General features: G+C 61.2%; 10 protein-coding genes. 7 read left to right on the forward strand and 3 right to left on the reverse strand.

The window, feature by feature from the left end; translation table 11 throughout:
- The first annotated feature begins 133 nt into the window (after positions 1–133).
- From ACJWXQ_RS04195 to ACJWXQ_RS04205, 3 genes are read left to right on the forward strand one after another with little or no spacing between them, the layout of a single operon-like run.
- On the forward strand, positions 134–922 hold the full coding sequence (locus ACJWXQ_RS04195) for a M48 family metalloprotease (protein WP_346050996.1): 789 nt from the start codon (positions 134–136) through the stop codon (positions 920–922).
- Positions 870–2,186, forward strand: coding sequence for an outer membrane protein transport protein (locus ACJWXQ_RS04200; protein WP_346050995.1), 1,317 nt, complete (start codon positions 870–872; stop codon positions 2,184–2,186). The genes ACJWXQ_RS04195 and ACJWXQ_RS04200 overlap by 53 nt, the downstream gene beginning before the upstream one ends.
- Before the next feature lie 7 nt (positions 2,187–2,193).
- Positions 2,194–5,079 carry a TolB family protein gene (locus ACJWXQ_RS04205; RefSeq protein ID WP_406672227.1) on the forward strand — a complete coding sequence of 962 codons (2,886 nt, stop codon included), beginning with the start codon at positions 2,194–2,196 and terminating at the stop codon, positions 5,077–5,079.
- 10 nt (positions 5,080–5,089) lie between these two features.
- Here ACJWXQ_RS04205 and aceK read toward each other — a convergent pair whose 3' ends face one another.
- Together aceK and ACJWXQ_RS04215 are read right to left on the reverse strand one after the other, a co-directional pair.
- Complete coding sequence (gene aceK, locus ACJWXQ_RS04210) at positions 5,090–6,820, reverse strand: bifunctional isocitrate dehydrogenase kinase/phosphatase (RefSeq protein ID WP_406672228.1); 1,731 nt, start codon at positions 6,818–6,820, stop codon at positions 5,090–5,092.
- A complete protein-coding gene (locus tag ACJWXQ_RS04215; protein WP_346050992.1) occupies positions 6,795–7,406 on the reverse strand; it encodes a CPBP family intramembrane glutamic endopeptidase in 612 nt (203 codons plus the stop codon). Before ACJWXQ_RS04215 ends, aceK begins: the two co-directional genes overlap by 26 nt.
- 193 nt (positions 7,407–7,599) lie before the next feature.
- Between ACJWXQ_RS04215 and ACJWXQ_RS04220 the strand changes: the two genes are divergently transcribed.
- Complete coding sequence (locus tag ACJWXQ_RS04220; protein WP_406672229.1) at positions 7,600–9,090, forward strand: diguanylate cyclase; 1,491 nt, start codon at positions 7,600–7,602, stop codon at positions 9,088–9,090.
- A gap of 307 nt (positions 9,091–9,397) precedes the next feature.
- Here ACJWXQ_RS04220 and ACJWXQ_RS04225 read toward each other — a convergent pair whose 3' ends face one another.
- Complete coding sequence (locus ACJWXQ_RS04225; protein ID WP_346050990.1) at positions 9,398–10,438, reverse strand: alpha/beta fold hydrolase; 1,041 nt, start codon at positions 10,436–10,438, stop codon at positions 9,398–9,400.
- Between the two features lie 170 nt (positions 10,439–10,608).
- Here ACJWXQ_RS04225 and ACJWXQ_RS04230 point away from each other — a divergent pair, with 170 nt between their 5' ends.
- From ACJWXQ_RS04230 to ACJWXQ_RS04240, 3 genes are all read left to right on the forward strand, one after another.
- Positions 10,609–11,916 (forward strand): amidohydrolase family protein, encoded by a 1,308-nt coding sequence (locus tag ACJWXQ_RS04230; protein WP_346050989.1) that lies wholly within the window; start codon positions 10,609–10,611, stop codon positions 11,914–11,916.
- Positions 11,913–13,112 (forward strand): amidohydrolase family protein, encoded by a 1,200-nt coding sequence (locus ACJWXQ_RS04235; protein WP_406672230.1) that lies wholly within the window; start codon positions 11,913–11,915, stop codon positions 13,110–13,112. The genes ACJWXQ_RS04230 and ACJWXQ_RS04235 overlap by 4 nt, the downstream gene beginning before the upstream one ends.
- Positions 13,113–13,269: 157 nt before the next feature.
- A partial coding sequence (locus tag ACJWXQ_RS04240) for a hypothetical protein (protein ID WP_406672231.1) occupies positions 13,270–13,490 on the forward strand: 221 nt, incomplete at its 3' end.

Raw genomic sequence — 13,490 nt, forward strand, 5'->3', positions numbered from 1 at the left:
AGTTTTTGATGGCCGCCGAGGAGGATGTTGAGGAGTGAAGTATTCAGCGATCAAAGCGGAGGATTCCGGAGCCGAACCGGGTCGCAGGACCTGGCGGTGTCTGTCCCCGTTGCTCGCGCTGAGTTTGATCCTCATGCCTCTGGCCCCGGTGCTGGCCGAACATCCGCCCCGGGCGCGGCTGCACCAGATTCAGCCGGTGGAAGCGGCGGAAGCCAATGAGCGGGCGGAGATCCGCGTGGGTCGTGAAGTGGCCGCCCGAATTCTGGCCAGGCACAAGCTGGTGGATGATCCCGCCCTGCAGCGCTATGTCAATCTGGTGGGGCGGGCAGTCGCCCTCCACGGCGATCGGCCCGATCTCGATTTCTACTTCGGTGTTATCGACAGTGAGCAGGTAAATGCCTATGCCGCACCGGGCGGTTACATTTTTGTGACCTCGGCGGCACTGGCCCTAATGGAAGACGAGGCCGAACTGGCCGGGGTGCTGGCCCACGAAGTCGCCCATGTGGACCGGCGGCATATCGTGGAGGCCTTGAATATTCGGGCGCCGGAAGCCTCCCCCATGGCCGGCCTCACCCGTTTCTTTGGTGGCGCCACCGAGGCGACCCAGGTGTTCTTCTCCCAGGCCGTGGACCGAGTGGTGGAATTGCTGTTCGAGGATGGGCTTCAGCGCGAGGACGAGTTCGAGGCCGACCGCTTTGGTGTGCGCACGGCTGCCCGGACGGGCTATGATGCGGAAGGTTTCAGTCGCTTTCTGTCTCGTTTGAGTGAGTTGGAGGGGGCGCGGGCCGCGGATGAGTTGAGCGATACCCATCCCGCCGCCGGTGAACGGCTTGAACGGATTCGGGTTTTACTGCAAGAGGAGGGGCTACGTGGGCCTGAGCAGAATCGATTCCAAGCACGGTTTGAGCAACATCGCCCCTGAGCGGGGGTCTTTCGCCACCGGGGCCATCGCCGGGTTTCTGGGCATGGTGCTGGCCGGTGGGGCAATGGCAGATGAGTTTCACTACCGCGATGTGTTGGTTGGTACCCGAGCGGCCGCCATGGGGGGTGCCTACACGGCCGTGTCCGACGATCCCTCCGGGCTATATTACAATCCCGCCGGCATTATCCACGCCGATCAGTTGAATCTCTCCGGCAGCGTCAATGCCTGGCACAGCACGCACACCACGTACAAGGATGTCTTTGGCGAGGGTCGGGACTGGGTGCGGGAATCCGGCACGCTGATTCCCAACTTTTTCGGTATTACCCAGCCAATGGGCCCCGGGGTGTTTGGCTTCTCCTTCGTGGTGACCGACGCCATCCAGGAAGATCAGGACCAGGTCTTTTCCGATGTGGGGACCAATCTTGATCGCTTCATCATTAACCTTAATGACACCCAGTGGGTCTACAAGCTGGGCCCCAGCTACGCCATCAGACTGAATGATGACTGGTCCATCGGCGCCAGTTTCTATTTCCATTTTCGTGACCAGGAAGAAGTGGTTAACCAGATCGTGGTGCTGGATGAAGGTACGGGGCCTGGTGATCCGGATGCGGACCTGGAATGGCGGTACCGACAGAATCAGAATGACGAGTGGGGCGTCAAACCGGTAATCGGCATCATGTGGGAACCGGAAGGGCGCCTGTCCCTGGGCGCGAGCCTGCGCCATACCCATGTCTTGTCTGCCTCCAATTTCCTGGGTTTTAGCTGTATCGGCAGTTCCCAGTCGGATCTGGATCTTTGTCCGGAGGGCGCCGTGGACTATCGTATCTTTCGCGACAGCGAAACCCGGGACCATCCCTGGGAACTGCGGCTTGGGGCTGCCTGGTTTCACAGCCCTCGCTGGATGATCAGTGCAGACGTCAGTTATCACAGCAGCTTCCGGGATTCAGCCCGAGGAGGGCGGGATGTGGAGGAGGTCTGGAACTTTGCCATTGGCACCGAGTACTACCTGAGCAATACCTGGGCCCTGCGCGGTGGCATATTCTCCAATCGTGCCAATACCCCGGCCAATGTGGTGGAACATGATCACGTCAATCTTTATGGGATCAGCGCCAGTATTGCCCGCTTTACCCGTAACTCTTCCCTGGACCTGGGGCTGGGCTATGCCCATGGCAGTGGTCAGGGCCGGGTTTTGCCGGGCGGAGATCCTCAGGATGTCACAGCGGAGAACCTGACCATATTCATGTCCAGCTCCTATACCTTCTGAGGCAGCAGTGAGTCACCCCAGCGGCCCGCTCGCCGCGCTTGCACTGTCCCTGTTTGGCCTCTCCGGCCCGCTGTTGGCGGCGACGCCGGAGGGGGATTGGCGCAGCCTGGAAACCGACGGCTTTCGCCTGCATTTCGAGGCCGAGGCCGAGCCCTGGGCTAGGCGGGCTGCCGCTCGCCTGGAAGCCGTTGCCGATGAGGTCCATGAGCGAGTGGGCCATGCGCCGGCAGGGCCGGTGGATGTGCTCATTGCTGATCCCCTGAACAGCGCGGCCGGCATGGCCATTCCACTCACCGGCCGTAGCCGCATGGTCCTGTTCACGACCCCGCCCCTGTCGGATGAGTTACTGGGCCACTATTCCGACTGGCCCGAGCTTCTCATCATCCATGAGCATGTTCATCTGGCCCATCTGTCCCGGCCCCTGCGGACCACCGCCGGCGAGAGGATGAACCGCTGGTGGCTGCCTTTCGATACCGCCCATCTTGCCGAAGTACCGCTCTGGGTGATAGAGGGTTATGCCACTTATCTGGAGGGCCAGCTCACCGGGACCGGGCGTCCCAATAGCGACTGGAGCGCAAGCCGGATCCGGGCCTGGGCCCTGGCCGGTGAACTGCCCGGCTACGGGGCCCTGAGCCGCCGTCCCGTGGCGGGCTGGAATGACAGCAATCAGGTCTATCTGGTGGGTGCTGCCTTCTTTCAATGGCTGGAAGACCGTGAGGGTGAGCAGGCCTTTCGTGATCTCTGGGCGCGGATGACATCCAGTAATCGCCGCAGTTTCAGCGAGAACTTTCGTGGCGTCTTCGGTGAATCCCCCGCTCGCCTTTATCATCGCTTTACCGCCGAGGTCACTCGCCGGGCCCTGGAAGTGGAGGAACAACTGCCGGCGGCGGAGGATGCGCTCTGGCAGCGCTTCTCGGGTTCCCTCGGGCACCCGGCGGTATCACCGGAGGGTGATTATCTGGCCCTGGTGCGCAGTAAGAGCAATGGCAAACCCGCCCTGCATGTCTATGCCCTGGACGACAATGAATCGGCCTTCGAGGATTGGCAGCGACGGCAGGAAGAACAACTGGAACGGGACCCTGATGATGTCGCCGCGGTAGAGCCGGAATCCCTGCCCCGTGAGAGCAAACATCGCCTGGTCCTGCCCAATAATCTCCGCCCCCGGGATCCCCGCTGGCTGCCTGATGGCGAAGGTTTGCTGTTCACGGCGGCCACACCCGATGGTCAGGGCCGCCTGATTCATGAGCTGTATCGCTGGCATCTGTCTACCGGAGAGGTGGAGCAATTGACCCGGCAGGCTCATCTGCGTCGGCCGGAGCCCGCGCCGAGTGGTGACTGGGCCGTTGCGGTTCGTTTGCGAAATGGCCACTCCCAGTTGGTGCGGTTGGCGTTGGATAGCGGGGACATATCGCCCCTGGGAGAGGCGCGGCTGGACCAGGTCCATGATTTTCCGCGGCTGTCGCCGGATGGCAGCCGTCTGGTCTACCTGCGCCACCAGCAGGGCCGTTGGACGCTGATGGAGCGGATGATGCCCGGGGGAGAGAGTCGGGAACTGCTTCAGGCCGAGGCCGGCGGTTATCTCTCCCGCCCCGCCTTTACGCCAGATGGTGAGTACCTTTATTACGCTCGTGGTTACCGGGGCCTGATTGGCATTGAGCGCCTTGCCATCGACAGCGATGAGCGGCAATGGCGGCGCCTGGGCGCCAAAGTCGCCACCTCACCTTTGCCGGTACCTGGCCGTGAGGCACTGCTCTATCTGGAAGTGGATGCCCATGAGCCCAAGCTGCGCTGGCTGGACAGCGAGGCGCCGCCGCCATTGCCTGAACTGGCTCTGCATGCGCCGGTAACGCTGACACCGCAATCCCTCCAGCGGCGCGCCCCGCCGGCTGTGGAAGCGGTGGAGTCCCGTGACTATGGCCTGGGCCCGCAGTTTGCCAGCGCAATGCTCAATCTGCGCTGGGACCGTAACGACACCGGTTTTGACCTGGGCGTGAAGGGCGGTGATCTGGTGGGGCGGGTCGACTGGCTGGCCGCCCTGTCCGCCTCCACTCGGGGCAGTCGGGAAGGAGCGGTGTTGGCCGCTCATTATGCGGGGTGGCCGGCAACCCTGCGCGGCGCCCTGTTCCATCAGGCCGATGATCCGGCCGCGCTGCGCGAGATTCGCTATCAACAGGCCGAGCTGGTCCAGGCCCAGGAGCAGACCGGTTTTCTGCTCAGCAGCCGATTGGGTCGGAGCGGACAGAGTCTGGCCGGGTCCGCGGAAGCCGGTCTGGCGATGACCCGGGCGAAACAGGATGGCGACCGTTTTGATCGTGACTGGGCCTGGCTTACGGCAGGTGGCCGCTGGTATCCGCGGCGGGAAAACTGGCGTATGGATCTTCGTGTTAACGGCAGCTATTACGAAGGTAGCAGCGACGGGCAGGACTGGGACCTCTCCGGCCTGCATGCCTCTCTGGCAGTAGGCCAGGCCGAAGGCTTGCTGGAGCTGGCATGGCAGCGGCGCAGCCTTTCGGCTGAAGTGGAGTCCCTGCAGCTAGGCGGCCTGGTGAGTACAAGCCATCAACCCCGTAGTTTGCCCCTGCGTATTTTCGAACCGGCCTTGCCCCTGGGCTTGTCGAATGGCCGGGAATATCAGGGCCAGACCCTGCAGTTTCGTGACCGGCGGGATACCCGGCGCCTGTTTCATCGCAGGCACCGTCTTGGTGAAAGTAGCGCCAGTGAAGGAGACTGGCTGGAGATCACTGGTCTGGAATTCTCTTTCGGCATGCCTTCCGGTTTGATGGCACTGCCCGAAATTCGTAATGCACGTCTCGAGTTTGGATTGGCACGCATCCAGGGTGATCCCCTGCGTTTCCGCAACCGGGCCTGGATCAACATGCGTTATGACTGGTGAAAGTGTGTGCTCAGCGGCACAGGCGAGACTGCTCGGGGTAGGCCGGATACTCCCTGGGCAATCCCTGGTGGAGCTGCTCGCGCAGGGTCTGCCACCAACGATAATCAAACAGGCTGGGATGGCTTTCCTGTAGCCATGACAGTTGTTCCGCCGTCAGCCCCATGAAGCTTGGGAACTGTTCCGGAAAGACATCCCCCTCGCTGACCGTGTACCAGGTTTCATCACTCAGTTCTTCCACTTCGTCCCTGGCTCTGGGGATAGGCCGAAAGCGGCACTCACTGATACGCCGGATCTCATCGTAGTCATAAAAGATCACCCGACCATTGCGAGTCACACCAAAGTTTTTCAGTAGCAGGTCGCCGGGGAAGATGTCGGCATGGGCCAGGTCCACCAGGGCCTGGCCGTAATCATGGATGATCCTTTTCTGCTCCTGTTGGTCGGCGCCGGGCAGATACAGGTTCAGCGGCGTGACCCGGCGCTCCACATAGCAGTGGCTGATTATCAGGTCCCCATTATCCTCAGTGACTGATTGCCCGCAGGCGGAAAGCAACTGGTCCAGAAAGTCCGGGTCGAAGCGCTCGCGAGGAAAGCGCAAGTGTCGATAACTCTGGGCATCCACCAGGCGGCCGCCCCGTTCATGACGAAAGACCATGCGGTATCGCTCAATCACTCGAGCCCGTCCAAAGGGTTTGGCGGGGCCGAAGTGATCACGAATGACCTTGAAGACCAGGGGATAGGAAGGGAGGGTGAATACCAGCATGACCATGCCGGCAGTGCCGGCGGCGGTAACCAGTTTTTCCTCGGGTGTTGCCTGCAGGTGACGAAAGAAGTGGCGATATCGTTCTGTCTTGCCCTGCTTGATGCGGCCGAGAACGGTGTAGAGTTCATCCAGCGGCTTGTGGGGCAGAATGGTGCGCAGGAATACCACCGCATCGCCCACGGTAGGCAGATCGGCGAGGAAGTAATTGTGGGTGTAGCCGAACAGGATGCTCAGTTCCTGATGCCCGGTAAGTAATGCATCAACCTGCAGACGACCTTGTCGGTTGACCATCACCAGGGCACAGGGCAGATAGCGTTCTTCCCCGAATATCCGCCCCACCCGGTAGGCACGACCATCCCGGTAGAAGACCGTTTGCAGCAGTTCAATGGCCACCACCCGCTCCTCCCCCAGGGCCTTCATCCTTTCCATCAACCTGTCTGAAAGGAGGCGGGCATCTTCATCCCTGTCCCAATGGGGGAGGCGGAATGGTCCGCTGAGAAGAACCCTTTGCCAGGCCTCCTCCAGAGAGGTGGAAACTGCGAAATGGTCCCTGGCCACCGGATGACTTATCTGATCCGTGGGTTCAATATCCAGGGCCACGAACTCGATATCAGGCGCCACACCCCGGGTATGAAACAGGCGCCGACTCAGGGTGTTGAAGAATGTCTTGTAAAGCTCGGCGTCAAGCTGGGAATGGATCGCCTCGGCATAACGGCCGCGGATTGCTTGCCACAGTCGTCGGGATAACAGACGACCGCCCAGCTTGTGTTCCAGGCGGTCATGGGTTTCACGGATGCACTGGTCATAAAGGGCAATACGTTCCACCGTGTCTGCCTGCATGCCCGCATGATCGCCTCGCTGAAATCGCCGGGCCGCGCGACGGGTGATATCCGAAAAACGGGCGTTATAGTCCTCGAAGGCATCAAGGATCAGGCCCGACGCTTTTTCAGCTTCCTTACTCACCGCCTGCCTCTTGCTCATCCGGGCTTTCATCCGTCGGTGGTGGTTTTCGAAGGTAGTAGCTGATGGCAACCCAGTCATAAAGGAAATGGACCAGGATGGGCAGAAGGAGATTGCCGCTCCAGTAATAAAGCAGGCCCATGTAGATCCCCATCAGGGTGGCCAGGATGAAGTAAGCGGTACTCAAGAAATGAAGTAGGCCGAAGACCACGGCTGGAATCAGGATTGCCAGCCAGGGTGCGGTGTGTTCCTGCAGCCAGGTCTGGGCCACGCCCCGAAACAACAGTTCCTCTCCAACGCCGGCCAGCAGGGCCAGAGGCAGGGCCCAGCCGTGGCTATGTCCCCGGAACAGTCCATGCAGTAATTTGAGTACCTGTTCTTCCAGCTCCCGGGCCCATTGGAAGCGAAAGGGGATGAGCAGGCCGAAGGCCAGGAAAATCACCAGAGTGGCCGGTATCGCCAGCAGCAGGGCCTGGGTCGAGAAATCAAGATGCTCGGCAAGGTTGATGCTCAACAGCCAGGCCAATATCAGGGCCAGTATGACCAGCCCGCCCTGAAACAGCAGTCCGGCAATCAGTGGGTCGTCCTTCACGCGGCTATGATCCATCGTGCGTTCCGTTCAGTGGGCTGGAAGGGAATATCGATTACCCCCTTACTTTGACAGTTTCTCAACTACACTCAAAGCACAAACTGGGCAATTCCTGATTCGATCCTGGATCAACCTTGTTCAGCCTGGGCCGCTTCAATCCCTGCTGACACGGGTGGTAGCACGATCATGCAGAGTGCTAGAGGAGGGCGGAATGGATCTCCGACCAATTTGTCTCCTTGCGGGCCTCGCCACTGCGATGACCCTGGCCTCCCCGGCATCTGGGGGAGAGGGTGAGATCCCTGCAGCCGATCGGGTACCGCTGACGGCAGAGCAACGCCGTTGGCTGGAGGAGAACCAGCCCTTGCGGCTCTGTGTGGACCCCGACTGGCTCCCTTTCGAAGCCATTGACCGGCGTGGCCGCCATGTGGGCATGGGGGCGGACTTCATGGATCTGATGACCGCTCGGGCCGGCATCGAGACGGAATTGCTGGAGACGGAAGATTGGCCCGAGACGTTGCAGCGGGCTCGGCAGGGGGATTGCGATGTGCTGCCGCTGGCCATGGAAACCAGTGGCCGTGCCGAGTTCCTGAATTTCACCGAACCCTATCTGGAAACCCCCTCGGTCATTGCCACCCTGGATAGCCGCGGTCACATCAGTGATCTCTCGAAGGTCAGTCATCTTCCTCTGGGGATCATGCGCGATTTCAGTTTTGTCGAGATCTATCGTGAGCAATACCCGGGGATCAATCTGGTGGAGGTGGATAGCTACGAGGATGGCGTAGCGGGTGTCCAGAGTGGGCAGCTGTTTGGCATGCTCGGCAATATGGCCAGCATCGGTTATGCCATTCAGCAGATGCGGGCGCCGAATGTGAAAATCAGTGGCCGTATCGACGGGGATTCCCGTCTCTCCGTGGCGACTCGCAAGGATGAGCCAATGCTGGCGGAGGTCTTTGAGGCCGCTGTAGCGAGCCTGTCCCCCCGTGATCGGCAGGAAATCATCAATGCCTGGTATCAGGTGCAGTTTGAGGAAGGACGCAATTACACCTTGTTTGCCGGGGCGCTGGCGGTCATGGTGCTTATCTTTCTGGCTGGTCTTTTCTGGGGCTATCGTCTGCGCACGGTCAATCTGGGGCTGGAGCAGGCAAATCGCCAACTGACTGAGCTGACCCGAAAGGACAGTCTGACCGGGCTCTACAATCGGGCCTATCTGGATGTGCGCCTATCCCATGCCCTGGCCCATTGTCGCCGCAACCGGTCATTGCTGTCGGTGGCCATGCTGGATCTTGATCACTTCAAGCAGATCAATGACAGTCTTGGCCATGCTTTCGGTGACCAATGCCTGCGACGGGTTTCCGATCTGTTGCGGGAGTATTTCCAGCGTGCCACGGAGACGGTGGCTCGCTATGGGGGTGAGGAGTTCGTTGTGCTCTGCGAGGAGAATCATGCCGAGCAGTTCATTGCGCAGCTGGAGCGTTTTCGACTCATGGTGGCTTCCGAGCCGGTGGCGTTCGAGGGCCAAAGTACCTTCCTGACAGTGAGCATTGGCCTGTGGTCTGCGGTGCCCGGCTCCGGTGACTCTGCCCTGGATTGTCTGCTGCGGGCGGATGCGGCTCTTTATGAGGCCAAGCACCAGGGTCGTAATCGCCTCATTATCCGGCGGGGCACGCCTCGCGGGCTTTTCGGGCGGGGGCGGAAGGCTTAGGACCGAAGCCTACCTTTGGGTGGGGTCACCTGGGCCGTGCCTACTGAAGGTGTATGCTGATTTCTGAGAAAAGTGTCTTCTATTCGGCCGATGTATTCGCGGCTAAAGCCGCTCCCACGGCGGCTTCGGCAGCTGCTATTGGCACCGTAGGAGCGGCTTTAGCCGCGATTAAAAGCCTTCAGATGGCAGCAAGGCATGAGACTGAACCAAACTCGCCGCGAGGACGGCCCAAGTCACCGACAACATAAAGGCACCACCCCAATCGAAGCCAATTCAGCTACAAAGCACCTTCCCCAAAATCAGGCCCTCACTCGCAATGCGCCTGACGCCAGTCTGCCGGAGCGATCATTCGTTCAGAGGGAAGTGCCCCGTCGTGGTCTTCCAGCCAGGCGGTGATATCTTCCAGGGTTTCATCAGCCCGGCTGTCCCGAGCCAGGAAATGCCATCCTTCCGGGTAGTAGGCCATGCGCCAGGGGACGTCGTCAGGTTCGGGCAGGCGTTTCACCAGGGCGCAGATAGCCTCCTTGGGGACCACTTCATCTTTCCCGCCGTACAGCACCAGACTATTGATGTTCAGCTTCTCACTTGCTGCCAGGGCATCACTCATGAGCAGTGAAATGCCTTCAAGGGCGTCAATGCGACTGCGTTGCAGCACCAGGGGGTGTTCATCCCAGTACTCGGCCCAGTCCGGATCATCCGTGGGCTCCACCGCCACCCAGTCACTGTCGACCTTCATGCCCGGCGCCACCCGAATGCCCAGCCAGAGTCCCAGCCGCTGATACCAGGGCTGTTCTTCCCGGGCCCAGACAGCCGGCGCCATCAGGATCATGCCATCCAGTGTGAGGGCATCGGCTGAAAGCGCAGCCTCTGTCTCGGTGGTTGTCAGAATACTGACTGCCGCACCCATGCTTTCGCCAAGCAGATACAGGGGCTTGTCCGGGTATCGTTGCGACAACAGGGCAAGGGCCGTGCGGGCATCTTCCACCAGGCGCTCCTGTCCCGGCCAGATGCCTCGTTGGGCAGTGGCGCCGAAGCCACGCTGGTCATAGGCATAGATAGCGCTGCCCCGGGCACTGAGTTTCCGGGCCAGTGGCAGGTGCGATTGGCGAAAGTCATTGAAACCATGCAGGGCAAGTACCACCTGCTTTATTTCCCCCTCCGGGAGCCAGCGTGTCAGCGGCATGGCGTAGGCATCGGCGGCAATGAAGTGGTCTTCGCCCAGCTCCGGTTCCACTTCCCCCGGCCCGGGCATCTGGACTTGCGCCCGGGCGCAGCCACTGAGCAGCCATAGGGGTAATAACAGGACCAGCCAGAAAGGCATGGCGTGACATCGCTTGCTCATATTCATTGCCCGTTTGCTCCGGATACGCCTTAATCTACCATCTTCTCGCTCGCCGCTCGCCGCTCGCCGCTCGCCGCTCGCCGCTCGCCGCTCGCCGTCCAGAATTTGTCCGAACTCGGACTTCTGCTATTGTCAGGCATTCCTTTTCCCTCGGACCCTGCCCAAGGAGAAGAGCAATGCAGAGAGTCCTGTTGTTGTTGCTGGGGGTGCTGGTTTCGGCCTGCAGTGCCCATGCAGAACCCCATGCCTTTACCGGTGCCACCATTTATCCGGTGTCGGGACCGGTGATCGAGGATGGTGTCCTGCTGATCGACGGAGACCGGATCGTCGCCGTTGGTAGCGCAGACCAAGTACGGATTCCCGACAATGCCCAGGTGAGCGATGTCTCCGGCAAGGTGATTCTTCCAGGCCTGGTGGATACCCACTCCCATGTGGGCGGGCCCGCCGGTGGCGATCGTTCCGGTGCCCTGCACCCGGGTGTGCGCGCCCTGGATTCGGTCAATGTACGCGACCACAGTTTTCGCCGTGCCCTGGCCGGCGGCATCACCACCATGAATGTCATGCCCGGTTCCGGTCATTTGATGAGCGGGCAGACCTTGTACCTCAAGCTGCGCGCCAATCCGCTGACCGTGGATGACTGGCTCTTCTGCGAGGATGCCACCTTCGGTGTCTGCGGCGGCATGAAGATGGCCAATGGCACCAATCCCATTCGGGATCAGGGTGGGCCTTTCCCCGGGACCCGGGCCCGTTCCGCCGAGATGGTCCGGGCTCTGTTCAGTCAGGCCCGGGATTACCGTCGGCGCCAGGAACGGGCGGGTGATGATCCCGACCGTCAGCCGGATGTGGACCTTGGCATGGAGGCGTTGCTGCAGATTCTGGATGGTGAGCGGACGGTGCATTTCCATACTCACAGGCACGATGACATCATCACCGCCCTGCGGTTGGGTGATGAATTTGGTTTTACCCCGGTGCTGCACCATGTCAGCGAGGGCTGGAAAGTGCCCGAGCGCATTGCCGAAGCCGATGCGCCCGCCTCCATCATCATGATCGATTCGCCGGGTGGTAAGCACGAGGCGGTCAACCTGCTATGGAAGACCGCACCGGCCCTGGAAGAGGCGGGGGTGGATACCGCCTTCCATACCGATGACTTCATTACCGACTCACGACTGTTCATGCGTTCCGCCGGTCTTGGCGTACGTGCCGGTATGTCCCGGGAAGCGGCCATCGAAGCCCTGACGCTGGCCGGCGCCCGCATGTTGGGCCTGGATGATCGACTGGGTTCACTGGAAGCCGGCAAGGATGCGGATTTCATCATTCTCAGTGGCGATCCTCTCTCGGTGCATACCCATGTCCTGGAAACCTGGGTGGAAGGCCAGCGGGTCTTTGATCGCGATGATCCCGAGCAACGCCAGTGGGCCACGGGTGGCCCTGAAGTGTTCCGTGGGGACAGTCTGCACAGCCATGGTCAGGGAGGTGGGCAATGAAACGGATAGCCATTAGCGCATTGATTCTCATTGCCGGCCTCGCCGGTACCAGCCTGCATGCCGGTATCGCCATCAAGGCCGAGCAGGTCCATACGGTCTCCGGCGAGGTGATTCCGAACGGTATCGTCCTGGTGGATGGGGATCGTATTCAGGCCGTGGGAACGGCGGAGGAGATCGACATTCCGGCGGACTATGCCGTGCATGAGACAGCGGTTGTGACGCCGGGCCTGATTGACGCCCGCAGCGTGGTCGGCCTGGCCGGCATGTATAACGTGCCGGACGATCAGGATCAGCTTGATACCTCAGCGCCCATCCAGCCCGGATTGCGGGCCCTGGATGCCTACAACCCCTCCGAGGGGCTGGTGGAATGGTTGCGCTCCCTGGGGGTTACGACCCTGCACACCGGGCCGGCGCCCGGTGCCCTGGTATCGGGGCAGACCATGCTGGTTCATACCCGCGGAGACACCGTGGATGATGCCGTCATCCGCCCCCTGGCTGGTGTCAGTTTCACGCTTGGCGCCGGTGTCTCCCGTCATTTCGAGTCCCCCGGCACTCGATCAAAGAGCGTGGCCATGATTCGCCAGGCTTTCGAGGATGCCCGCGCCTATAGTCGTCAGGACCCAGACGAGCGTCCCTCCGATCTGGGCAATCAGGCCCTGCTCAAGGTTCTGGAGGGGGAGCTGCCGGCCCTGGTGCATGCCAACACCGCCGTGGACATCATGACCGCCCTGCGCCTGGCGGAGGAGTTTGACCTGGATCTGGTGCTGGAAGGCGCGGCGGATGCCTATCTGGTGCTGGACAGGATTCGGGAGGCCGGCGTGCCGGTATTGCTTCACCCCACCATGACCCGCACCGGTGGCGAGAGCATGAATGCCGCCTTTGATACCGCCGCCAAGTTGCAGGAGGCGGGTATTCCCTTTGCCATTCAGGGGGGTTACGAGGCCTATGTGCCCAAGGCCCGAGTGGTACTGTTCGAGGCGGCGATCGCCGCAGCCAATGGCCTGGGGGTGGATCATGCCCTGGCTGCGATTACCCTCAACCCGGCCCGAATTCTGGGGCTGGATGAGGACCTGGGCAGTATCGAAGTCGGAAAACAGGCGGATCTGGTGCTGTTTGACGGTGAGCCCTTCGAGTACGTGAGCCGGGTGTGCAAGGTCTTTATCGCCGGTGAGCTGGTGTCCGAGGAATGTCGCTGAGTGAAATGCCCCTGGCCGTTGCTGGCCAGGGGCCCCGTCCGAGGCAGTGGCCGGCACCGTGTGTCGGCCCTTGGAGGGGGCGGACTTGGCTTTCAGGCGCTGAAGGGTAACAATCCGGGACTCGGACACTGCCGCCGTTGAGGCCAAGGAGGCCGGTTTGCCATTGTCGTCCCGACTACAAGCCTGGCTCAGGATCTATGGCAAGTCCGTTTATCCATTCTATGCCGTGGGTCTGTTTCTCCTGGCGGTCTCGCTCCTCTCCCGAGACTCCGCCTTGCTCCGGGAGACCTTTGTCGCCCTGGCGCTGGTGGACATCGTTGTCCTGTTCGCACTCTGCCCGGCAATACTTCTGCTGGGGTTTCCCTCGTCCCGCCTGGG

The sequence above is a fragment of the Natronospira sp. genome (assembly GCF_007134575.1).
In the GTDB taxonomy this organism is placed as follows: domain Bacteria; phylum Pseudomonadota; class Gammaproteobacteria; order Natronospirales; family Natronospiraceae; genus Natronospira; species Natronospira elongata.

What these genes read in the sequence shown, in the direction of transcription:
- ACJWXQ_RS04195 (WP_346050996.1), top strand. Translation starts at nt 134, where the DNA reads ATGCCTCTGGCCCCGGTGCTGGCCGAACATCCGCCCCGGGCGCGGCTG.
- aceK (WP_406672228.1), bottom strand. Translation starts at nt 6,820, where the DNA reads ATGAGCAAGAGGCAGGCGGTGAGTAAGGAAGCTGAAAAAGCGTCGGGC.
- ACJWXQ_RS04215 (WP_346050992.1), bottom strand. Translation starts at nt 7,406, where the DNA reads ATGGATCATAGCCGCGTGAAGGACGACCCACTGATTGCCGGACTGCTG.
- ACJWXQ_RS04220 (WP_406672229.1), top strand. Translation starts at nt 7,600, where the DNA reads ATGGATCTCCGACCAATTTGTCTCCTTGCGGGCCTCGCCACTGCGATG.
- ACJWXQ_RS04225 (WP_346050990.1), bottom strand. Translation starts at nt 10,438, where the DNA reads ATGAATATGAGCAAGCGATGTCACGCCATGCCTTTCTGGCTGGTCCTG.
- ACJWXQ_RS04230 (WP_346050989.1), top strand. Translation starts at nt 10,609, where the DNA reads ATGCAGAGAGTCCTGTTGTTGTTGCTGGGGGTGCTGGTTTCGGCCTGC.
- ACJWXQ_RS04235 (WP_406672230.1), top strand. Translation starts at nt 11,913, where the DNA reads ATGAAACGGATAGCCATTAGCGCATTGATTCTCATTGCCGGCCTCGCC.